26 protein-coding genes are annotated in these 20,923 nt (G+C 64.0%); 12 read left to right on the forward strand and 14 right to left on the reverse strand.

Annotation, left to right across the window (positions count from 1 at the left end; genetic code table 11):
• Window positions 1–212: 212 nt before the first annotated feature.
• From FJ419_RS30940 to FJ419_RS30945, 3 genes are all read right to left on the reverse strand, one after another.
• Window positions 213–674: a hypothetical protein gene (locus FJ419_RS30940; RefSeq protein WP_181170834.1), complete on the reverse strand. Its 462-nt coding sequence runs from the start codon at window positions 672–674 to the stop codon at window positions 213–215.
• Window positions 674–1,126, reverse strand: a complete 453-nt coding sequence (locus tag FJ419_RS28345) for a hypothetical protein (RefSeq protein ID WP_140700556.1) — start codon at window positions 1,124–1,126, stop codon at window positions 674–676. Before FJ419_RS28345 ends, FJ419_RS30940 begins: the two co-directional genes overlap by 1 nt.
• 192 nt (window positions 1,127–1,318) lie before the next feature.
• Entirely contained in the window at window positions 1,319–1,735 is a 417-nt protein-coding gene (locus tag FJ419_RS30945; protein ID WP_181170835.1) for a hypothetical protein, read from the reverse strand.
• Between the two features lie 265 nt (window positions 1,736–2,000).
• On the opposite strand from FJ419_RS30945, the gene FJ419_RS28355 reads away from it, so the two are divergent.
• The gene (locus tag FJ419_RS28355) at window positions 2,001–2,678 is read left to right on the forward strand and encodes a sensor histidine kinase (protein ID WP_140700557.1); all 678 of its coding nucleotides are present in this window, start codon (window positions 2,001–2,003) and stop codon (window positions 2,676–2,678) included.
• A 292-nt stretch (window positions 2,679–2,970) separates the two neighbouring features.
• Window positions 2,971–3,594 (forward strand): response regulator transcription factor, encoded by a 624-nt coding sequence (locus FJ419_RS28360; RefSeq protein ID WP_246679416.1) that lies wholly within the window; start codon window positions 2,971–2,973, stop codon window positions 3,592–3,594.
• Window positions 3,595–3,723: 129 nt separating this feature from the next.
• On the opposite strand, the gene FJ419_RS28365 is transcribed toward FJ419_RS28360, so the two are convergent.
• On the reverse strand, window positions 3,724–4,563 hold the full coding sequence (locus tag FJ419_RS28365) for an LOG family protein (RefSeq protein WP_095769522.1): 840 nt from the start codon (window positions 4,561–4,563) through the stop codon (window positions 3,724–3,726).
• 144 nt (window positions 4,564–4,707) lie between these two features.
• On the opposite strand from FJ419_RS28365, the gene dapD reads away from it, so the two are divergent.
• The 3 genes from dapD to FJ419_RS28380 are packed head-to-tail and all read left to right on the forward strand — an operon-like array spanning window position 4,708 to window position 6,732.
• Complete coding sequence (dapD, locus tag FJ419_RS28370; RefSeq protein WP_140700559.1) at window positions 4,708–5,562, forward strand: 2,3,4,5-tetrahydropyridine-2,6-dicarboxylate N-succinyltransferase; 855 nt, start codon at window positions 4,708–4,710, stop codon at window positions 5,560–5,562.
• A gap of 24 nt (window positions 5,563–5,586) precedes the next feature.
• Window positions 5,587–5,958 carry a DUF805 domain-containing protein gene (locus tag FJ419_RS28375; protein ID WP_095769482.1) on the forward strand — a complete coding sequence of 124 codons (372 nt, stop codon included), beginning with the start codon at window positions 5,587–5,589 and terminating at the stop codon, window positions 5,956–5,958.
• Window positions 5,959–5,964: 6 nt separating this feature from the next.
• Window positions 5,965–6,732, forward strand: a complete 768-nt coding sequence (locus FJ419_RS28380) for a hypothetical protein (protein WP_140700560.1) — start codon at window positions 5,965–5,967, stop codon at window positions 6,730–6,732.
• On the opposite strand, the gene FJ419_RS28385 is transcribed toward FJ419_RS28380, so the two are convergent.
• Window positions 6,641–7,675 (reverse strand): 2-dehydropantoate 2-reductase, encoded by a 1,035-nt coding sequence (locus FJ419_RS28385; protein WP_140700561.1) that lies wholly within the window; start codon window positions 7,673–7,675, stop codon window positions 6,641–6,643. The two genes, FJ419_RS28380 and FJ419_RS28385, sit on opposite strands and share 92 nt — an antisense overlap.
• Window positions 7,676–7,848: 173 nt before the next feature.
• On the opposite strand from FJ419_RS28385, the gene dapE reads away from it, so the two are divergent.
• Together dapE and FJ419_RS28395 are read left to right on the forward strand one after the other, a co-directional pair.
• Window positions 7,849–9,048, forward strand: a complete 1,200-nt coding sequence (gene dapE / locus FJ419_RS28390) for a succinyl-diaminopimelate desuccinylase (protein WP_140700562.1) — start codon at window positions 7,849–7,851, stop codon at window positions 9,046–9,048.
• A gap of 2 nt (window positions 9,049–9,050) precedes the next feature.
• A complete protein-coding gene (locus tag FJ419_RS28395) occupies window positions 9,051–9,656 on the forward strand; it encodes a transporter (protein WP_140700584.1) in 606 nt (201 codons plus the stop codon).
• A gap of 338 nt (window positions 9,657–9,994) precedes the next feature.
• Here FJ419_RS28395 and truA read toward each other — a convergent pair whose 3' ends face one another.
• The 6 genes from truA to def form a co-directional block, all read right to left on the reverse strand.
• Window positions 9,995–10,759, reverse strand: a complete 765-nt coding sequence (gene truA, locus FJ419_RS28405; protein ID WP_140700563.1) for a tRNA pseudouridine(38-40) synthase TruA — start codon at window positions 10,757–10,759, stop codon at window positions 9,995–9,997.
• A 23-nt stretch (window positions 10,760–10,782) separates the two neighbouring features.
• Window positions 10,783–11,289, reverse strand: coding sequence for an N-acetyltransferase (locus FJ419_RS28410; RefSeq protein WP_140700564.1), 507 nt, complete (start codon window positions 11,287–11,289; stop codon window positions 10,783–10,785).
• Entirely contained in the window at window positions 11,286–12,221 is a 936-nt protein-coding gene (fmt, locus tag FJ419_RS28415; protein WP_140700565.1) for a methionyl-tRNA formyltransferase, read from the reverse strand. The genes FJ419_RS28410 and fmt overlap by 4 nt, the downstream gene beginning before the upstream one ends.
• A gap of 42 nt (window positions 12,222–12,263) precedes the next feature.
• Window positions 12,264–12,689, reverse strand: a complete 426-nt coding sequence (locus FJ419_RS28420; RefSeq protein WP_140544838.1) for a type II toxin-antitoxin system VapC family toxin — start codon at window positions 12,687–12,689, stop codon at window positions 12,264–12,266.
• Window positions 12,686–12,973: a plasmid stabilization protein gene (locus tag FJ419_RS28425; RefSeq protein ID WP_140700566.1), complete on the reverse strand. Its 288-nt coding sequence runs from the start codon at window positions 12,971–12,973 to the stop codon at window positions 12,686–12,688. The genes FJ419_RS28420 and FJ419_RS28425 overlap by 4 nt, the downstream gene beginning before the upstream one ends.
• Window positions 12,974–13,049: 76 nt before the next feature.
• Complete coding sequence (gene def, locus FJ419_RS28430) at window positions 13,050–13,580, reverse strand: peptide deformylase (RefSeq protein WP_140700567.1); 531 nt, start codon at window positions 13,578–13,580, stop codon at window positions 13,050–13,052.
• Window positions 13,581–13,683: 103 nt separating this feature from the next.
• Between def and FJ419_RS28435 the strand changes: the two genes are divergently transcribed.
• Window positions 13,684–14,937 carry a DNA recombination protein RmuC gene (locus FJ419_RS28435; RefSeq protein ID WP_140700568.1) on the forward strand — a complete coding sequence of 418 codons (1,254 nt, stop codon included), beginning with the start codon at window positions 13,684–13,686 and terminating at the stop codon, window positions 14,935–14,937.
• 249 nt (window positions 14,938–15,186) lie between these two features.
• On the opposite strand, the gene FJ419_RS28440 is transcribed toward FJ419_RS28435, so the two are convergent.
• Together FJ419_RS28440 and FJ419_RS28445 are read right to left on the reverse strand one after the other, a co-directional pair.
• A complete protein-coding gene (locus FJ419_RS28440) occupies window positions 15,187–15,591 on the reverse strand; it encodes a GFA family protein (protein ID WP_140700569.1) in 405 nt (134 codons plus the stop codon).
• Window positions 15,592–15,626: 35 nt separating this feature from the next.
• Window positions 15,627–16,586 (reverse strand): cation diffusion facilitator family transporter, encoded by a 960-nt coding sequence (locus FJ419_RS28445; RefSeq protein ID WP_140635881.1) that lies wholly within the window; start codon window positions 16,584–16,586, stop codon window positions 15,627–15,629.
• A 182-nt stretch (window positions 16,587–16,768) separates the two neighbouring features.
• Here FJ419_RS28445 and FJ419_RS31510 point away from each other — a divergent pair, with 182 nt between their 5' ends.
• Together FJ419_RS31510 and sugE are read left to right on the forward strand one after the other, a co-directional pair.
• Window positions 16,769–16,894: a hypothetical protein gene (locus tag FJ419_RS31510; protein ID WP_095769470.1), complete on the forward strand. Its 126-nt coding sequence runs from the start codon at window positions 16,769–16,771 to the stop codon at window positions 16,892–16,894.
• Window positions 16,895–17,080: 186 nt separating this feature from the next.
• Entirely contained in the window at window positions 17,081–17,395 is a 315-nt protein-coding gene (gene sugE, locus FJ419_RS28455; RefSeq protein ID WP_140700570.1) for a quaternary ammonium compound efflux SMR transporter SugE, read from the forward strand.
• Between the two features lie 439 nt (window positions 17,396–17,834).
• On the opposite strand, the gene FJ419_RS28460 is transcribed toward sugE, so the two are convergent.
• Window positions 17,835–18,263 (reverse strand): DUF6481 family protein, encoded by a 429-nt coding sequence (locus tag FJ419_RS28460; RefSeq protein WP_140635884.1) that lies wholly within the window; start codon window positions 18,261–18,263, stop codon window positions 17,835–17,837.
• A gap of 228 nt (window positions 18,264–18,491) precedes the next feature.
• Here FJ419_RS28460 and FJ419_RS28465 point away from each other — a divergent pair, with 228 nt between their 5' ends.
• Together FJ419_RS28465 and FJ419_RS28470 are read left to right on the forward strand one after the other, a co-directional pair.
• Window positions 18,492–19,553 (forward strand): LLM class flavin-dependent oxidoreductase, encoded by a 1,062-nt coding sequence (locus tag FJ419_RS28465; protein WP_140700571.1) that lies wholly within the window; start codon window positions 18,492–18,494, stop codon window positions 19,551–19,553.
• A gap of 158 nt (window positions 19,554–19,711) precedes the next feature.
• Window positions 19,712–20,878 carry an AI-2E family transporter gene (locus tag FJ419_RS28470; protein ID WP_140700572.1) on the forward strand — a complete coding sequence of 389 codons (1,167 nt, stop codon included), beginning with the start codon at window positions 19,712–19,714 and terminating at the stop codon, window positions 20,876–20,878.
• The last annotated feature ends 45 nt before the right edge of the window (window positions 20,879–20,923 follow it).

The following is a 20,923-nucleotide window of genomic DNA, read 5'->3' on the forward strand; positions in this document are numbered from 1 at the left end:
CAACGGAGCAGAATTCTGCACCGAGGCGGCGCTTCCAAGTCGCGGCATGGATTCTATGGTCTGCGCGCGTCGCTTCGCTCCTTGCTCCGCCATAGAGGACGAGGTTGGGGCGGCTTCAACCAATCTCCGGCGTTTGCGCTGATTTCACGCAAATGAACGGAAATCTTGCCCTAAGACAAACGTCAACCTTTCAAAATCCCTGTATCGAGAACCTAGTCGAAATCCGGAATCGTGCCGGGCGGCAGTCCCAGTCGGCCGTTCAGCTCCTTCAAGAACCGGCACAGGTCCGGATTGCCCGCTGCTCTCGTGCCGTTGCCATTGCCGTCCGACGCATAGCCATTGCCATGGCCGTTGCTGCAATTGGCGTTGCCGTTGAAACTGCCGCCATTGAAGTTTCCGCTGAAACTTCCGGCATTGCCGTTGCCGTTGAAATTGCCGCTGTTGCCATTGCCGTTGAAGTTGCCGGAATTTCCGTTGCCGTTGAAATTGCCAATATTGCCGAGACCGTTGGCGACGCCGGCCCCGATTGGAAGGTCGGCAATCCTGACCAGGGTCGAGGCGTCGGCGGCCAGGAACGCGGCAAGCAGCGTGCCGAGCGCGAGGCCGTTGCCGTCAAGCAGCCTCGCCGCCACCCGGCGCCTGCGAGGCAGGGTGGATGTGCTCAAGCCGGTCATCAGCGGTTTCCCCGGCCGTTGGAGTTGCCGTTGAAGGCGCCGACATTGCCGTTTCCGTTGAAGTTGCCGCCGTTGAAGTTGCCATTGCCGGCACCGATGTTGCTGTTGCCGTTGTATTGGCCGGTGTTGTAGTTGCCGTTGAAGGCGCCAATGTTGCCGTTGCCGCTTGTCGGCGAGGTGTTGGAGTTGCCGTTGAAAGCGCCGACATTGCCGGTGCCGCTGTTGAAGGCGCCGACATTGCCCGTACCGCTGTTCTTGTAGCCGACATTGCCGCCGAAATTGCCGAGCGGGTTCATGCCCCTGACGTTCGCGCCGATGGATTGGCCGTATTTGCCGACCGCTCCCTGGACGGCCGACATGCCGAAGGCCTGGCTGCCCGTCGTGGTGTCAGCCTTCGCCGCGGTTGCGCTCAACAACCCCAGGCATAGCGCCGGTATGACGTAGCGTTTCATCTGCGAGCTCCTTCCATGGCTTAGCTTTTGAAATTGGGATCTGCTTCAAAAAGGATTGGGCGAAAAGGACTGGGACCGCCGGCGACATGTCGCGGTAGCCTTGCGCGGGGGACCGGCGCTTGGCTCGACGGTCCCAGAGCCATCGGCGTCTTTCCAAGCCGAAGCTTGGCGACGCCGGCGGTTGGGCGGGGACTAGTGGTTCCCGTTGCCGTTTCCGTTGCCGTTGCCGAGACCGGCGTTGCCGTTGCCGTTGGCGCTTCCGTTTCCGATGCCCCAGTTCCCGTTGCCGTTCAGGTTGCCGTTGCCAAGACCGAAATTGCCGTTGCCGTTGCCATTGCCGTTGGCGGCGCCGGCATTGAGGTTGCCGTTATAGTTGCCGTTGAAGGCGCCCATATTGGCGTTGCCGTTCCCGTTGCCGTTGCCGAAGCCGAAATTGCCGTTGCCGTTAAAGTTGCCGTTGAAGGCGCCGGTATTGGCGTTGCCGTTGCCATTGCCGTTGCCGACGCCGACATTGCCGTTGCCGTTGCCGTTGCCGCTACCGACCGAAAATGCGGATGCCGAACCGGTCAGAGCCGACAGCACGGCCGCGGCCAGGATGATCTTTCTCATGACGTTCTCCTTGGTTGGTGTTGAGCTTCCCGGCCAGTTCAAGATGACCGGGAGGACGCTCTAAGGATGCACGCGGAAATAGCGCCCATGAATTCGGGCTGATCGGCAGGAGCGGCCGGTTTTTCTGCTGACCCCGTGTCAGGAAAAGTTGAAGCGATCGGGAAAAAACTGACAGGCATAAAGGCATATGCCGGGTGTATATTGCGCGCAGCATCAACCCTTGTGCCTCTTCTCGCGGACGGGGCGTTGACGGGAAAAGAAGTCGATGGAGGGTGGCATCGACACCGGCAAAGGTGAAAGCTCGGGAAAGCGCCGTGGTCTGGCGCGGCATCTGGTTGCCGTGCAGGAAGAGCAGCGCCTGCGCCTGTCGCGCGAGCTGCATGACGATCTTGGCCAGCTGCTCGCCAGCGTCGCGCTCGAATTGCACATCGTTCGCGCCGGCTCGCCGGAGATGGACGCCCGCCTCGAGCGCGCCGCGATGCTTATCGACCAGCTGAGCGCCAGGGTGCATGACGCCGCCTGGAGCCTGCGACCCGCAGACCTCGATCGCCAAGGCCTCAGAGCTTCGGTCGAGGACCTGGCTACCATGCTTTGCGGTCAACTCGGCATTGCATGCGAGATGGATCTTGAAGCCCTGTCGAGCCCGCCGCCTGCCGAGATCGCGCTCACTTTGTACCGCGTTGCGCAGGAAGCGCTCACCAATATCGGCAAGCATGCCGCGCCGAGCCGCGTCAGCGTCACGGCGCACATCCAGGATGATCGGTTACGCCTGACGATCGAGGATGACGGCCGCGGCTTCGACGCCGGCGCCGAACCCGGTCCGGGCCATTTGGGCCTTGCCGGAATGAGGGAGCGGCTGGCGCTGGTCGGTGGCAAATTGTCGGTTGAAACGGCCAGGGGCAAGGGGACCACCATTTACGCCGATGTGCCTCTGGCCGGCTGATCGACAGTCCGCCCGACAAGACGCGAACAAGTCTGAAACGGCATCTTCGGCGTCAGGTGGGGTTACGTGAAGCGCTGCACATCCCGGACATTAGCGGTGGCTTACAGTCCGGCTTCATTGGGTTAGGCGGGGGATGGCTTACCCGTTGCGGCCGTTCAGGCCGCCAGAACAGACGGGCGTCCCGCGCCAGGCGGGCCAGTTGCCTAGACCATCAAGGACAAGAGGACCCTTTCCGCGTGACAGGGCCTTTGGCAGACTGATGGAGGTTAAGGTGTGCTGCAGGCGCATATTCGTGGTCGACGACCATCCGATCATCCTGTCGGGGGTCGGCGCGATGATCGACAGCCAGGACGATCTGACGATCGTCGGACTGGCAGGAAATGCCGAGGATGCCCTTGAAGGGATCGGCAAGACGCTACCCGATGTCGCCGTGGTCGACATATCGCTTCCCGGCGTCAACGGGGTCACGCTGATCGAACGGCTTGGCGAACGCTTTCCCGAGGTCAGCTGCATAGCGCTGACGGCGCATGAGGACCCAGGCTGCCTGCGCCAGGTGCTTGCGGCCGGCGGCCGCGGCTTCGTGGTCAAGCGGTCGACGGCGACGGACCTGCTGCAGGCCATCCGCTGCGTGTTGGCCGGCAACAACTATGTCGATCCGGCGCTCGCCGCGCGCATATTGAGCCCGCGCGGCGCCACCCAGGGCGATCCCGGCAATCTCAGCGAACGGGAACGGTCGGTCATCCAGCTGGTGGCGCTCGGCTACAGCAACAAGGAAATCTCGTCCCGGCTCAACCTCAGCATAAAGACCATCGAGACCTATCGCACCAGGGCAACCGAGAAGCTCGCGCTGCACTCGCGGGCGGCCATCGTGCGTTTCGCGCACTCGAATGGCTGGCTGGTCGAGCTGCCGGTGTAGGCAGACCGGGCCGGGATGCCGTCTCGGGCTAGAGGAATTGGAGAACTGAGGAATTGAAGAATTGGAGAACTGGCGAACGATCCGGAGGTCCTTTTTCCCCAATTCTTCAGTTCTTCAATTCATCAGTTCCTACAACTTGTAGAAGCGGCGGATGATCTCCCAGGCCTCTTCGGCCGTGTCGACGAAATCGATGATGTCCTGGTCGCCGGGCGAGATCGTGCCCTGCTCGGCGAGGAAATCGAGATCGATCGCCCTTTGCCAGAACGCCTTGCCGAATAGGATGACCGGGACGCGCTCCATGCGTCCCGTCTGGATGAGCGTCAGCGTCTCGAAGAACTCGTCCATCGTGCCGAAGCCGCCCGGAAAAACCGCGACCGCCTTGGCGCGCATGACGAAATGCATCTTGCGGACGGCGAAGTAGTGGAAGTTGAAGCAGAGCTCCGGCGTGACATAGGCGTTGGGCGCCTGCTCGTGCGGCAACACGATGTTCAAGCCGATTGACGGCGCGCCGACATCGTCGGCGCCGCGGTTGCCCGCTTCCATGACGCCGGGCCCGCCGCCGGTGACGACGACATATTCACGATAATAGGAGGTGGCCGACTGCTGCGAGCACAGGCGGGCGAATCTGCGCGCTTCCTCGTAATATTTGCTGTTCGCCTCAAGGTTCTTCTTCTGCGTCTCGTTCTTGGCCGCCCAGGCTTCGCCGCCGGGTTCCGGCAGGCGGGCGCCGCCGAACAGGATGACGGTCGAATGAATGCCGCGCTCGGCCAGGATCATTTCCGGCTTCAGCAGCTCGAGCTGCAGCCGCACGGCACGCAATTCGCGACGCGTCATGAACTCGGGATCGTTCCAGGCCAGCCGGTAGGTCTCGGCACGCGTCTGCGGGGTATCCGGCACGCCTTTCGAGCGCTCCAGATCCTCGTCCGAATGCGGCAGCGGCGTCCAGCCCGCCTTTTCCATGGGAGTCATCGAATCCACCCGTCCAATTCCTTCACTTGCGCCGTCCCGTGCCGCAGGCGCGATTGACCCCCATTGAGCCTTAACATAGGGTCCGCGCGACTTTTAAACAGGTTAAGGCGTGGCCCCTTAACAGCTTGGTAATGGAGCGAAATCATGTCGAAGCCCGATCTGGCGAGCCTCGAAAAGACCATCGAGAAGGCCTTCGAGGAGCGCGACACGATTTCGACCGCCACGCGCGGCGAGGCGCGCGACGCCATCCAGTCGGCGCTCGACCTGCTCGACCGCGGCGTCGCCCGCGTCGCCGAACGGCAGGATGACGGCAAGTGGCACGTCAACCAGTGGCTGAAGAAGGCGGTGCTGCTCTCGTTCCGGCTGAACCCGATGGAGATCATCAAGGGCGGTCCCGGCCAGGCCGTGTGGTGGGACAAGGTGCCGTCCAAGTTCGACGGCTGGAGCGCCGTCGACTTCGAGAAGGCAGGCTTCCGCGCCGTGCCGTCCTCGATCGTGCGCCGCTCGGCCTATGTCGCGCCGGGCGCCGTGCTGATGCCGTCCTTCGTCAATGTCGGGGCCCATGTCGATACCGGCACCATGGTCGACACCTGGGCTTCGGTCGGCTCCTGCGCCCAGATCGGCAAGAACGTGCATCTTTCCGGCGGCGTCGGCATCGGCGGCGTGCTGGAGCCGATGCAGGCCGGCCCGACCATCATCGAGGACAATTGCTTTATCGGCGCGCGCTCGGAAGTGGTCGAAGGCTGCATCGTGCGCGAAGGCTCGGTGCTCGGCATGGGCGTGTTCATCGGCCAGTCGACCAAGATCGTCGACCGCGCCACCGGCGAGGTCTTTTACGGGGAGGTGCCGCCGAACTCGGTGGTCGTCGCCGGATCGCTGCCCGGCAAGCCGCTGCCCAATGGCGAGCCGGGCCCGAGCCTCTACTGCGCCGTCATCGTCAAGCGCGTCGACGCCAAGACCCGCTCCAAGACCTCGATCAACGAATTGCTGCGCGATTGATCGTCCACGACGGAGCGGACGCCATTGGCTGAAAGATCGCAATTCCTCTGGCTGTTCTTCAGCCTTTCGGGGCGGCTGAGCCCGGTCGCTTATGCGCTGGCCGGGATTTTGCTGGTGCTTGTCCAGTTTTTCCCGTTCTACCAGTTCGCGCGGGTGGAGCTGAACACGACCGCCAGCCAGAACTGGGCCATGATATGCTGGGGCGTGCTGCTGATCTCGGCCTGGGCCACGTTCGCGGTGACGGCGAAGCGCTTCCATGATTTCGGCAAGCCGACCTATTTTGCGCTGATCTCGCTCATCATCGGTCCCATCCTGCTCATCATCCTTTCCTGTTTCCGCAGCGATCCCGGACCGAACCGCTACGGCAGGCGCACCAACGCGCCGGGCGATAGCTGAGGTCGCATGCGCTATCGCACGCTCGATCCGACGCGGATCATCGAGACCGCTCAAAGGCTGGAGGAGCGCGTCGCGGAGCGTTTCCCGGAAAGGGGCCTGCGCGCCGTTGCCGCCGAACTGGTGTCGCTGTCGCGAGACCTCGCCAAGGCCGCCAAGGAACTGGAAGCGCCGATCTGGTGGCTGCGCGGCGTCATCGTCGCGGCCTTCGTCGCCGGCGTGGCGATGTTCCTGTTCGTCGGCACCATCCTGCCGCTCGACCGCATTTCGGGCGCCGACGATGCCGTGCAGTCGATGCAAGGCATCGAGGCGACGATCAACACGGTCATCCTCGCGGCGCTCGGGCTGCTGGCGCTGATCCGCACCGAGGAGCGGATCAAGCGCAAGAAGGTTTTCCGGCAGCTGCACGGGCTGCGCTCGCTGATCCATGTCATCGACATGCATCAGTTGACAAAGGATCCGGCGACCTTGTCGGCCGATTTCAAGCCAACCTCGCATTCGCCCGCCCGCATCACCGATGCGGCCGACCTGGCGCGCTATCTCGACTATTGCTCCGAAATGCTGTCGATCGCCGGCAAGGTCGCGGCGCTGTTCGCGCAATCGGTCAATGACGATGTCGTCGTCAACGCGGTCAACGATATCGAGAATCTGAGCTCCAACCTGTCGCGCAAGATCTGGCAGAAGATCACGCTGATCGAGGACCGCCGCCGACCGCTTCCGGCCCGAGACCGGGCGGACCGCGCTTTTCCGCTTCCGCCTGACGCACCAGCGCGGTGACGCGTTCGTTGATCGGCGTCGGGATGCCTGTTTGCCTGGCCAGGCGAATGACCGCGCCCTGCAACTCGTCGATCTCGGTCGGGCGGCCGCGTTTCAGGTCGTCCCACATCGACGAGCGCGCTTGAGGGTCGATCGCCAGCATGCGGCGAGCCAGAAGCCCGAACAGCCAGTCGGGCAGCCGCAGCACTTTCGGCAGCAGCGACGGCGGCAGGCCGGTGATGCGCGCAGGCGCTATGCCCGCCGCTCGCATCGCGGCGAGCGCCTCGTCGATCTGGCCGGCGAGGATGACGCGCCAGCTTCGGTCGGCCAGTTGTCTTGCCAGCGGCAGGTCGGAAAGCGCGACGAGGGCATTGTTGAGGTTCATCAGCAATTTGCCCCACTGCACTGCCTTCATGTCGGCGCGCGCTTCGACGGCAAGCCCGTCGACGTCGAGCAGGTCGGCAAGGCCATCGACGCCGTCGTCGCTCATCACCTCGCCCTGGCTGGCGCGGTGCGCACGCAGCGGCGCCTCGCCATCGGGCGACAGGACGACGTTGAACATCACCATGCCGGTCAGCACCCGCCGTCCAGGCAGCGCGGCGCGCAGCCTGTCCGCATTGTCGACGCCGTTCTGCAGGCTGACCACCACGGCATCGGCGCGCGCGTGGGCGGCGACCAGCCCGGCCATCTCCCCGGTTGCGCCGCTCTTCACCGTCACCAGGATGACATCCGCGCCGGAGAGCGCCGCCGCCGGATCGTCGGTGGCCGAAATCGCTTGCGCTTCGATGCGGCGGTCGCGGCCGTCAAGATCGCTGACGCGCAGCCCGCTTTCGCACATGGCCGCGACGACGCGGTCGCGGCCAAGGAAGACGACCTTGCGCCCGGCGAGCGCCAGGCAGCCGCCGACATAGCAGCCGATGCTACCGGCGCCGGCAATCGCGATCGTCCTCGTTTCACTGGCCATGCACTCGTCCTCGCTTGGCCGGCACGTTACTATTATGCATGTCGTTCTCCCAGAACCGCCGCACACTTGCGGGCGGCATGCATTTACCGTCATGAAAACCATATTGTCGGCGGCATGAGCGGCGATCATCTGCCACCGTGACACGACAAACGCTTTCGACTATCGCTTTGCCCATGACATTGCCTACCGACCCCGCCGCGAATCTTGCCGCCCTGATCCGCTGCCCGTCCGTGACGCCCGCCGAGGGTGGCGCGCTTACGGCCCTTGAAGACATGCTGAAGCTGCTCGGCTTTTCGGTCGAGCGTCCAATCTTCTCGGAAGACGGCACGCCGGACATCGAAAATCTCTATGCGCGGCGCTCGGGCAACGGCCCGCATCTGATGTTTGCCGGCCATACCGATGTGGTGCCGGTGGGCGACGAGGCGGCCTGGACGCATCCGCCCTTCGCCGCCGAAATCGCCAATGGCGAGATGTATGGCCGCGGCGCCGTCGACATGAAGGGCGGCATCGCCTGCTTCGTCGCTGCGGTGGCGCGCCAGGTCGCGAAGAATGGCGGCCCGAAAGGCTCGGTGTCGCTGCTCGTCACCGGCGACGAGGAAGGCCCGGCCATCAACGGCACCACCAAGCTGCTCGACTGGGCGGCGGCCAAGGGCGAGAAGTGGGACGCCTCGATCGTCGGCGAGCCGACGAATCCCGATGCGCTCGGCGACATGATCAAGATCGGCCGGCGCGGCTCGCTGTCGGGCAGCGTGACCGTCAACGGACGCCAGGGCCATGCCGCCTATCCGCAGCTTGCCGACAACCCCGTGCGTGGCCTGATCAGCCTTGTCGATGCGCTGCTCCATCCGGTGTTCGACAAGGGCACGAAGGATTTCCAGCCGACCAATCTCGAAGTGACGTCGATCGACGTCGGCAATGCGGCGACCAACGTCATCCCGGCGAAGGCGACGGCCATGTTCAACATCCGCTTCAACGACACCTGGGACGCCGAATCGATCCAGGCCGAGATCCACAACAGGCTCGACCAGGCCGCCGGGCGCAAGAAATACCGGCCGGGCAAGAAGGCGCCGGTCGACTACGAGCTTGTCTGGCGCGACCGGCCGAGCCATGTCTTCCTCACCCGCGACGACAAGCTGATCGATGCGCTGAGCGGTTCGGTCAAGGCGGTGGTCGGCAAGAGGCCGGCGCTCTCCACCTCCGGCGGCACGTCGGACGCGCGCTTCATCAAGGACTATTGCCCGGTGGTCGAGTTCGGGCTGGTCGGCAAGACCATGCATATGGTGGACGAGCGCGTCGCGCTTGCCGATCTCGAGACGCTGACGCAAATCTACGAACGCTTTATCGAAGACTGGTTCGGAAAAGGCCTTTCGTGACCATGCTTTCGACGGACGAAACCTATGCTTCGCTGGCCGGCGCCTGGCGGCTGATGTTCGGCAAGGCCGATGGCCTGCGCCTGCTCGACCTTTCGGCCGACGGTTTCTGGAATTCCTTCTTTGCCATCGTCGTGGCGGCGCCGGCGCTGATCGTCGGCTGGGTCGGGATAGCCAATGAGGTCGGCGACCCCAGTGCCTTCGCCGGGCGCCTCGGCATGCTGATAAGACTGGCGACCGTCGATATCGGCTCCTGGGTGCTGCCGCTGGTGGCGCTTGCGCTGGTGGCGCCGCGCGCCGGCATCGGCGGCCGCTTCGTCCACTATGTCGTCGCGTCCAACTGGGCGTCGGCGATCATCGCCTGGCTGATGCTGCCCTCGGCGCTGCTCAGGCTGCTCCTGCCTTCCGCCAGCGAGGTCAGCAGCCTCGTGTCGCTGGCGCTGTTCGCCCTGTCGATGGTGCTGACCTGGCGCATGACCAATACAACCATCGGCAAAGGCGCCGCGGTGGGCACGGCCGTGTTCGTCGGTATGTTCATCGCCTCGCTGCTGGTCCTGTTCGGCCTGCAGGCGCTGCTCGGCATCGACATACCGGACGGCACGACGGGTTGATGTTGCAGCGAGAGCAGCTGTTTCCAGAACAGTCGCTTCGGATTTGAATCCATCCTCGTTTTTCACCATTCAAAGTCAGCGCTGCCCCTCACCTGCCTGCCGGCATCCTCTCCCCGTATAGTGACGGGGAGAGGGGCGCTGTCATCCGCGGCTTCGCCAATTGCTAAAGGTGCAGGAAGGAAGCCGGCGCTGCGGCCAGCCCCTTCTCCCCGTTACTATACGGGGAGAAGTGCCCGGCAGGGCGATGAGGGGCAGTGCAGACGCGGGACAATTGGTGTCTCCAGCACAAGTTGGAAGCTGAAACGATTGCCTCGCGTCACTGGCAGAATGAGAGGCCTTCACCTGGCCGTCTCTGTCTCCGGATAATCCACCCCGACAAGAAACAACCCGTCCGGCGGCGCAACCTGGCCGCAGGCGGCGCGATCGCGCGCTTCGAGCGCCGCTTTGAGATCGGCGGCGCTCCAGGAGCCGTCGCCGACGCGCTTCAGCGAGCCGACCATCGAGCGCACCTGGTTGTGCAGAAAAGAGCGCGCCGAGCTGCGCAGCTCGATGAAGTCTCCATCGCGGCTGACGTCGAGGCGGTCAAGCGTGCGGACCGGGCTTTCGGCCTGGCACTGGGTGGAGCGGAAGGTGGTGAAGTCATGCTTTCCGAGCAGCACCTTGGCTGCCTCATGCATCGCCTCGGCGTCGAGCCGCTTCGGCACCCACCAGACCTTGCCCTTTTCCAGCGCCGCCGGCGCCCGACGATTGAGGATGCGAAAGAGATAGTGGCGGCCGGTGGCCGAAAACCGCGCGTCGAAACCGTCGGCGACGACGGCAGCTTTTAGGATGGCGACACGCGTGCCGGCCGCATGCAGATGCGCGTTGACGGCGTCGCGCACCTTGTCGCCCGACCACGCTTTGGCCAGGTCGACATGGGCGACCTGCGCGGTGGCGTGCACGCCGGCATCGGTGCGGCCGGCGGCACGTATTCTTACCTCTTCGCCGCAGAACTTCTCGATCGCCTGCTCGATCGCCTGCTGCACCGAGGGCTGGTCGGCCTGATGCTGCCAGCCAGCGAATTGGCCGCCGTCATATTCGATATCGAGCCGAAAACGCGGCATGTTCTGCGGCGCTTGCCGCTCGCCTAGGCGGCTAAAGCGGTGAAGGCGGAAGCGTAGACCAGCCTGCCGGTCTCGGGCGCGTCGCCCCAGGCCAGCGCCTGCAGCGCCTCGCCCTGGTACTCGCTCTCGAACTTCCCGGCGCGGGCATGGCTGTAGCCGAAGCGACCATAATAGGTCGGATCGCCCAGGACCACGGCCAGCGTCTCGCCGGCTTCCTTGAGCCGGACATGCGCCTCACGGATCAGCGCGCCGCCGATGCCGGTGCCGTGGAACGACGGCTCGACCGCCAGCGGCGCCAGCGCGACGGCGGCGAACTGCTTGGTGCCGTTCTGAACGAACAGCCGCGAGAAAAGAATATGGCCGACGACCTGGCCGTCTTCTTCCGCAACCAGCTCGACGACGGCATCGCCGCCGGTGACAAGCGCGTCGACCAGGCCGGCTTCCGCCTGCTGGCCAAAGGCATGTTCTTCGACGAGGCGGATCGCCTCGCGATCCCGCGGCGTCGCCGCGCGTATCGACATCATGCTCATGTGAGTTTCGTTCCTTTTTCGATCTTGGCTCCGCGCAAAAACTCCTGCGCGGCGGCGGGCTTTCCGCCCGCCCGTTGAACTTCGACCAGCCTGACCGCGCCTGTCCCGCAGGCGACCGTCAGCCGGTCATCGAGAATTCCTCCCGACTCGCCGACGCCATCCGAGAGCGTCGAGCGAAGCAGTTTCAGCCGCTCCATGCGGCCGCCAATGTCGACCTCGCACCACGCGCCCGGAAAGGGCGAGAGGCCGCGAATGTGATTGTGGACTTCGCCAGAAGGCCGCGTCCAGTCTACGCGTGTCTTCGATTTATCGATCTTTCGGGCGTAGGTCACCCCTGCCGTTGCCTGTTGGGTAAATGTCAGACAATTTATCCCCAACTGCGCGAGCGCCTCAACCATCAGCGAAGCGCCTCGAACCATCAGGCGGTCATGCAATTCGCCTGCCGTCATGTCGGGCGCGATGGCGACTTTTTCAACCATCGCCACCGGCCCGGTGTCCAGACCCTCTTCCATCTTCATGACCATCATGCCGGTCTCGCTATCGCCGGCCATGATGGCGCGCTGGATGGGAGCAGCACCACGCCAGCGTGGCAAAAGCGAGGCATGGCCGTTGAGGCAGCCCAGCCTTGGCGCGTCCAGAACGGCTTTCGGCAGCAGCAGCCCGTAGGCGACGACCACCGCGACATCGGCCTGCAAGCCGGCAAAAGCCTGCTGCTCGGCCTCGCTTTTCAGCGATGCCGGCGTCCGAACGTCGAGCGCCAGCCGCTCCGCCTCGCGCTGCACCGGCGAGGGCGTCAGCTCCAGCCCGCGCCGGCCAGCGGCGCGCGGCGGCTGGGTGTAGACGGCTGCGATCTCGTGGCCGGCCTCGGCGATGGCGCGCAAGGTCGGCACGGAGAAATCCGGCGTGCCCATGAAGATGACGCGAAGCGGCATGACGTCCTGCGATCCTGTTTTGAGGCCCGAATGCCAGCTGGCTCAGGCGCCCGCTTCAAAAGGGTTTACGAGCTTCAGGTCAAGCCCGTCGAAGTCAGGGATATTGCGAGTCGCCAGGGTTGCATCTTGCGCGAGACAAATCGCAGCGATCATGGCGTCGGGCAGGCTCATTGGACGGCCCATTCGCTCACGCATGGCCCGCAACTTGCCGGCAAGACGAGGGGTTGAGCCCGCAAACTCCACCACGCGACCGGCAAACTGATGTGAGATCAGATGATCCAGGGCACGGATATAGCGATCCGATCCAGTCCTGTTCAAAAATCTTTCCGCGCCAAAGGATTGCTCCATGATAACCGGGCCGCAGAGGTAGAGTTCCAGAACATCCTGTTTGTTAAGCCATTCGGCAACGATCGGATTTGGCACCGGCTTGCCGGCTTCGGAAATGACGTTGGTGTCGAGGACGATCACTCGAAATCCTCGACCGGACGACCAAAGTCACGTTTCCTTTCTGCTTCGATTTCGTCCATTATCTCTGCGAACGTCTCGTCAGTGGCGTTTTCAGCAACGAATGCCGAGCGAATCGCATCCCAGGCCGAAGCGCCCCGCTCCGGCTTGGCCTCTTTTTCCGCAACGATACCTTTGCGCAGAAGATCGATGGCTTTGCTCGACAGGCTGTGGCCACCCCTGCGAGCAGCTTGCTCAATTTCATGCTTCAAAGGCTCGGGAATGCCCCGAATTAACATATCGCCCATCGGCGTTTCTCCACTCTGATATCATCGATATCATAATGGGAGCCTGCGCTCAAGGCAGTGGGTTCCAAGGCGGACGTCAGCCCACCATCTTGCCCGGTGCCTTGTCCTTGGCGAGCTTCTTGAACTTCCTCACCACCATGTCGCGCTTGAGCTTCGAGATGTGGTCGATGAACAAGACGCCGTTGAGATGGTCGATCTCGTGCTGCAGGCATGTGGCCATCAGGCCTTCCGCCTGCATCTCCTGCAGCTTGCCGTCGCGGTCGAGATACTTCACCCGCACCGAAGCCGGGCGCTCGACCTCGGCGTAATAATCGGGGATCGACAGGCAGCCTTCCTCATAGACCGAGCGCTGGTCGGTACTTTCGAGCACTTCCGGATTGATGAAGACATGCGGCTGAGGCTCCTCGCCTTCCTTAGCGAGGTCGATGACCAGCAGCCGCCGCGGCTCGCCGACCTGGATCGCCGCGAGGCCGATGCCCGGCGCGTCATACATGGTCTCCAGCATATCGTCGGCGAGCTTGCGCAAATCGGCATCGACGCGCTCGACCGGCTTGGAAACCTGGCGCAGGACGGGATCGGGAAGGATGATGAGCGGCTTGATCGACATGGCGTCTCACCTAAGACCTCGCTTGAAAAGCGTCAACCGGGGCATCTTTGACCTGTTCACGTTTTGATCTGTGCCAGGAGGCCGAATCGGTTATGCTGCCCGAATGAACGACATGACCTCCGTCCTTTCCGAGCCCATCGCGCGGCTCGGCGCCACGACCGTCACGCTTGGCCAGGCGCTGGCTTTCGGCGCAATCCTTCTGCTTGCGCTGTCCGTGGCGCTCGTCGTCGCCTTGTGGCGCGCGGCCGGGGCACGCGCAGCGGCGGCCGCCGAAGCCGCCGACCATGCCCGCGATGCCGAGGCGAGGATGGCCGACATCATGCAGGCGCAGGCAGAGATGCAGGGGCGCATGGGGGCGATCGCCGAGGTTTTCGGGGCGCGGCAGGCCGAGCTCACCCAGTCGCTCGGACAACGGCTCGACGCCATGACCGGGCGTCTCGGCCAGACCATGGCCGAACAGACCAGGTCGACGCATGAGAGCCTGGCCAAGCTGCAGGAGCGGCTGGCGGTGATCGACACCGCGCAAGGCAACATCCAGTCCTTGGCCGGCCAAGTCGTGCAGCTGCAGGCGATCCTCTCCAACAAGCAGACGCGCGGCGCCTTCGGCCAGTCGCGGATGGAAGCGATCGTCGCCGACGGCCTGCCGCATGGCGCCTACGAGTTCCAGGCCAGTCTCAGCAACGGCAGCAGGCCCGACTGCCTGGTTCGGATGCCCAACGGCGCGCCGATGCTCGCCATCGACGCAAAATTCCCGCTGGAAGCATGGAACGCCATCCGCGCCGCCGAGGGCGAGGCCATGCAGAAGGCGGCGGCGCAGGCTTTCCGGCGCGACATCGAGGTGCATATCCGCGATATCGCCGAAAAATACCTGATCCAGGGCGAGACGCAGGACACCGCCTTCATGTTCGTGCCGTCGGAATCGGTGTTCGCCGAGATCCATGAGAATTTCGAGGCGGTGGTGCAGAAGGCGCATCGCGCCCGCGTCGTCATCGTCTCGCCCTCGCTGCTGATGCTGTCGATCCAGGTGATCCAGGCGATCCTCAAGGACGCCCGCATGCGCGAGCAGGCGCATCTGATCCAGGGCGAGGTCATCCGGCTGATGGAGGATGTGGGGCGGGTCGACGAGCGGGTGCGCCGGCTGCAGACACATTTCGGCCAGGCGGCGCGGGACATCGACGACATCCTGGTCTCGACGTCGAAGGTGACCAAGCGCGGCCAGAAGATCGAAGCGCTGGAATTCGCGGAAGGCGAGGCCGAGGCCGCGCGAAGCGCAGCGCCAAAGGCCGAAGCCGGTTCGCGGGTAGCGGACTCCAAGACGGGTCAGCTCAGGCTGCGCGTCGTGGAGGGCGACGAGTAGGTAGCCGCCGGAATTTGGCGAAGCGCCCGTCCCGTCGTCATTCCAGGGCGGAGCAAGGAGCGAAGCGACGCGCGCAGACTCTGGAATCCATGCCGTGACGCTAAGGCATTGAGACGGTTAAGAATTCTGCTCCGCCGAGTCCCTCACAAAGGTCACGGCATCGATCCTCGGGTCAAGCCCGACGATGGCGAAGGCGCGAAAGATTCAGCCAATCGCCGAGGCTTCCGCCAACGGGCCGATCCGACAGTGCTACTGCTCCTCGATGGTCGTCATGCCTTCGAATTCCGGCAGCCAGTGCAAGGCCGAACGGTGCCAGACCTGTTTTTTCGGGACGAGTTCCTCGCGCTGACGCGCCGTGCCGACCCTGATGCCATAGATCTTAGGCCCATCTCCCACCGACGTGGCGTAGAGGTGCGATCCGCACTCGCCGCAAAAGCCTTGCGCCCGCCTGGCGCCGCTCGACCCGACCTTGATATAGACCTTCGGCGCGCCCCTGGTGATCCGGTAGTCGCTTTCCGGCGCCGGAACCGTCACGCGAAAGGCCGTGCCGGTCAGCTGCTGGCAGTCGGTGCAGTGGCAGATCGAGGTCTTTTCCGGATCGACCTCCGCCTCATAGGCGATCGCGCCGCAATGACATCCGCCGTCGATCTTCATAGGCCTTCCTCCTGACAAATTCGCTTTATCAAAGCCTATCCCTCCTCCGAGGCCTCGGCCATGGCCTTGCGCCGCCGCTCCCATGTGCCAGTGGCTTGCGGCTTGACGAAGAGCCTCGTTATTTGCGGCATTTCCTCTTTCAGCCTTGCTTCCAGGCGCTCGACGCAGGCCTCGATATCGGGCGCGCTGAGATGATCCTCGAATTCGATGCTCAAGCCCGCGACGATTTCCTCCGGCCCGATATGGACGCTCAGGATTCCGTTCGCGCGCTGCACCGCCGGATCGTCCTGAACGATCGCCAGCACCTTCTTCTGCACTTCGGATGAGGCAGGTTCACCCAGCAGCAGCCCTTTGCTCTCGCGCGCCAGGAAGATGGCGGTCGCGCCGAGGATGATGGCGATGCCGATCGAGCCGAGGCCGTCGAGCTCGGGGATTCCCAGAAGCTGGGCCGACAGGATGCCGGCGAAAGCGACTGCAAGCCCGAGCAGCGCGGCGCTGTCCTCGAACAGTACCGTATAGACGCTGGGATCCTTGCTCGATTGCACGGCCTGCAGCCAGCCTTGCTTGCCCTTCTGCTGCCGGAACTCCTTCAGCGCTAACAGCCATGAGCTGCCCTCGAACAGGAAGGAAAGGGCGAGCACGATGTAGTTGACCTTGGCGTTGACGAACGGCTCGGGCGCCATGATGTGGATGACGCCTTCATAGAATGAGACGCCGGCGCCGAGCGCGAACACCAGAAGCGCCACGATAAAGCTCCAGAAATAGAGCTCGCGTCCGTGGCCGAGCGGGTGGGTGCGGTCGGGCGGCCGCGCGGCGCGGTGCATGCCGTGGAGGAGCAGCGCGCCGTTGCCGGTGTCGACCAGCGAATGCACACCTTCCGACAGCATGGCGGACGAACCGGTGAGCGCTGCCGCCGTGAATTTGGTCGCCGCGATCGCCAAATTGCCGGCGAGCGCGGCGTAGATCACCCGTCTCGAGCCGCTATGTCCTGCCATCCGATCTCCGAGCTGCCCCGCGCCCGAGCTTGACGGCCCGCCTCACAGACAATGCACCAGCCCGTGCGAGGTTTCGGAAATCGGTTGACAGCCGGTCGACCGGCTTCGCAAAGCGGCACAGCCTCTTGCAGCCGGGCATTTCTCTTGTTTCACTCGCACGTCCACAATCGGAGGAGCGAATCATGGCTAAAGGTGCGATGAAGGCGGGCAAGGAAGCCCGCAAGCCGAAGAAGGACGCCAAGAAGCCCGCGGCGGCCCCGGCTCCGAAGGCGCCGCCGGTCAAGGCGTTGCGCATCAAGGAAAAGTAAGCGGCCGAATTCGGTCGATCCGGCTCAATGCTGACTTTGAACCGGCGGCATGACGATGCTGCCGGTGTTTTGTTGATCGAGGCCACCCCATATCAAAGGGCGAGGACGACCTCGCTTTCGAAAAACCGGCCGGGACGACCCGCCACCAAGCATCTGAGGCGATGCTGGAACGACGGAGTGTCTTCGATGTCCTGGATTTTTCTTTTCTTCGCCGGCCTGTTCGAGATCGGCTGGGCGATCGGCCTCAAATATACCGACGGCTTCTCCAAGCCGCTGCCGACCCTTCTCACCATTGCCTCGATGATCGTCAGCCTCGGCCTGCTCGGCCTGGCGCTGAAGACGCTGCCCGTCGGCACGGCCTATGCGGTGTGGACCGGCATCGGCACCGTCGGCACGACGCTGCTCGGCATCTGGCTGCTCGGCGAGCCGGTGACGATTGTCCGGCTCGCCTGTATCGGCCTGATCGTCTGCGGAATCGTCGGGCTGAAACTGGTCGCCTAGCTCCCCGACACAGGGATTTTGAAAGGTTGCCATTTGTCTTGGTGCAAGATTTTCCATTCGTTTCCGTGAAGTCGCCGGGGATTGGTTGAAGCCGCCCCAACCTCGTCATTCTATGGCGGAGCAAGGAGCGCAGCGACGCGCGCAGACCATAGAATCCATTCCGTGACTTGCAAGCGCCGCCTCGGTGCAGAATTCTGCTCCGTTGCACGCCTTGGCGAAGGTAACGGCATGGATTCCAGGGTCTTCGCGACGGAGCTTCGCTCCTGCTCCGCCCTGGAATGACGATCGCGATGGGCGTTTCGGCCAATCTCCACCTGCCAACGCAAACAGAGCCGACCGGTCAAAATCCCTGTGCAGTGCTACTAGCTCGGTATCCACAGCACAAACGCGTTCAGGGCCGCTTTCGGCGACCCTGACCTAATTTCCAACGAATCCGAACCTAGCGGGCGGAGAAGCCCGGAGGCGTGCGCCCGACGCGAGACTTGCGGGCGGCGTAGCGTGCGTCACGCTTGGCCTTGCGCGCGGCCTCATCGGCAAGCTCGAAAGCGATGCGCTCGGATTCCTCGGCCTCGCGGCGCTTGGCCTCTTCGGCCGCCGCCGCTTCCGCCGCAAGACGCGCCGCTTCGGCAATCGCCTCGCGCTCGGCCTTCTCGGCCGCTTCGCGCGCCAGCTTTTCCTGCTTCAGCCGAGCCTTTTCCGCCTCGCGGATGGCGCGGGCCTCAAGGATAGCCTTGCGTTCGGCCTGGCGAGCCAGCACTGTCGGATCATCCGCCGCCGGCTTTGCCTTGAAGCGCTCGAGCAGCGCCTTCTTTGCCTCGTTCGCGGCATTGCGCCGCTCGAAAATGTCTTTTTCCCTGTAGATAGCCAAGTGCACTTCCCTGCAGTGTATTCGCGACGCTTACATACGCGTGAAAGCGGCAAGTTCAAGCGCCAAAACGGTATGGCAGCCATGAAAAATTCGGGCTTGTTGCCGCAGGGATACGGCCCGGCAGCGCGATGCACTGTTCACAGATCGCGCGTCTGGCGGGCAGAACGGCGGATGGTTACCTCTAGCGCCGACGACAAACGCCGACATGAACATTGAGGACGCAACCAGATGGAACTCGGTCTCTACACTTTCGCCGATGTCAGCCCGGAGCCGGGCCCCGGCGCCATCGGCCCGCATGAACGGCTGCGCAACCTCATCGAGGAAATCGAGCTGGCCGACCAGGTCGGCCTCGACGTGTTCGGCCTCGGCGAGCATCACCGTCCCGACTATGCCGCCTCGGCGCCGGTGGTGGCGCTGGCCGCGGCGGCCGAGCGCACGAAGCGCATCCGCCTGACCAGCGCGGTCACGGTGCTTTCCTCCGACGATCCGGTGCGCGTCTTCCAGCAATTCGCGACGCTCGACCTTCTGTCCGGCGGCCGCGCCGAGATCATGGCCGGGCGCGGCTCCTTTATCGAATCCTTCCCGCTGTTCGGCTACAATCTCGAGGACTATGACGAGCTGTTCGCCGAGAAGCTCGACCTGTTGCTGGCTATCCGCGACCAGGTGACAGTGACGTGGCAGGGCAAGCTGCGCGCGCCGGTCAACGGCCGCGGCGTCTATCCGCGTCCGTTGCAGGAGAAACTGCCGGTCTGGATCGCCATCGGCGGCACGCCGCAGTCGGCCGCCCGTGCCGGCGTGCTCGGCCTGCCACTGGCGCTGGCCATCATCGGCGGCGAGCCGGCCCGTTTCGCGCCGTTGTTCGAGATCTACCGCGAGGCGGCGCGGCGCGGCGGCAACGATCCGGCCAGCCTCGCCACCAGCATCAACGTGCACGGCTTCATCGCCGAGACGACCGAACAGGCGGCCGACGATTTCTACGGACCGCAGGCCGAGGTGATGAACCGCATCGGCCGCGAGCGCGGCTGGGGCCCGACCTCGCGCGCGCATTTCGATCATGCGCGGGGCCCCAGTGGGGCCCTCTTCGTCGGCAATCCTGAGGCCGTGGCGGAAAAGATCGTCGCCCAGCGCAAGATCTTCGGCAACGACCGCTTCCTGCTGCAAATGGCGATCGGCACCATGCCGCACGCCAAGATCATGAAGGCGATCGAGCTTTACGGCACCAGGGTGGCGCCGATCGTGCGCAAGGAGACGGCCAAAACCGCGCCCGCCATCGTGGCGCCGGCCGGCTGAGCGGAAGCCCGTTAGCCAAGACTGACCGACCCGCAGCGCGACCGCAGGCGCGATGCCGCGGAAAGCCGGCTCATGGAACCTTGCCCGGAACTCCCGCGTTTCGCCCAGAAGCCTGCCATGCATTCATTGTTTGGGTGGTGGGCTTGCAAGGGGAACCGATGAAAGCCGAGCCGATCGTTTCGGGCGCGAGCGTTGTCGAAAGCCCTGATCCGCGTGCCAGCGCCCGGGCGGACATGCGCTTGACGCGATCGCTGGTGATCGGGATTTTCATTCTGCTGACGATCGCAGCGCTCTATTTCGCGCGCGATTTCTTCATGCCGGTAATCCTCGCCTTCCTGCTGGCGCTGACGTTGACGCCGATCGTGCGCTTCCTGCGCAAGCACGGCGTACCGGAAGTGGTTTCGGCGACGTTGCTGGTGCTGCTTTCAATCTTTGTTTTCGTCGTCGCAGGCTATCTGCTCAGCGGTCCGGTCATCGACCTCATCAACAACAGCTATTCGATCGGCCAGCAGCTCACCGAGCGGCTGGCGCCGTTCAAGCGGCCGCTCGAACGGGTGATGGATCTCGCGCATCAGCTAGAAGCTCTGACCGAGACCTCGCAGGAGCCGGGGGTGCAGCGGGTCGCGGTGGCGCCTTCCGGCGTTCTGTCCACGGCGGCCAGCAATCTCCTGGAAGCCGGCACCTCGATCACCATCGTCTTCGTGCTGTCGCTGTTTCTGCTCGCCTCGGGCACGCTGTTCTACGAGAAGATCGTGCAGTCGTTCACCAGCATGACCCAGAAGAAGCGGGCGCTGCGCGTGGTCTATGACGTCGAGCACGAAATCTCGCACTATCTGCTTACCGTTGCCCTGATCAATGCCGGCCTCGGCACGATGATCGGGCTGGGCCTCTGGGGGCTCGGCATGCCCACCCCGTTGGTGTGGGGCGCGGCGGCGGCGCTGCTCAATTTCCTGCCCTATGTCGGCGCGCTGATGACCGTCCTGCTCGTCGCCATCATCGCGCTGATCAGCTTCGACACGATCGCCTATGCGCTGCTGGCGCCGGCTTTCGTGGTGTTGTGCGATATCGTCGAAGGCCAGTTCGTGACGCCGACGGTGGTCGGACGGCGCCTCGAGATCAACGCGGTGGCGATCTTGATCGCCATCGCCTTCTGGTCATGGCTATGGGGCTTCGTCGGCGCGCTGATGGCGGTGCCGTTGCTGGTCGTCATCAAGGTCTTCTGCGACCATTTCGAGGGCTTGAGCCATGTCGGCAACTTCCTGGCGGCGCAGCAGTCCATGGCCATCGAGGAAGAGCCGGCCGAAAACAATCACAAACCGGCCTAAAGCACGTCGCGCTGAAATGGATTCAGACGACGCTCTCTAGGGGCG

Source organism: Mesorhizobium sp. B2-6-2 (assembly GCF_006440615.1).
Lineage (GTDB): Bacteria > Pseudomonadota > Alphaproteobacteria > Rhizobiales > Rhizobiaceae > Mesorhizobium.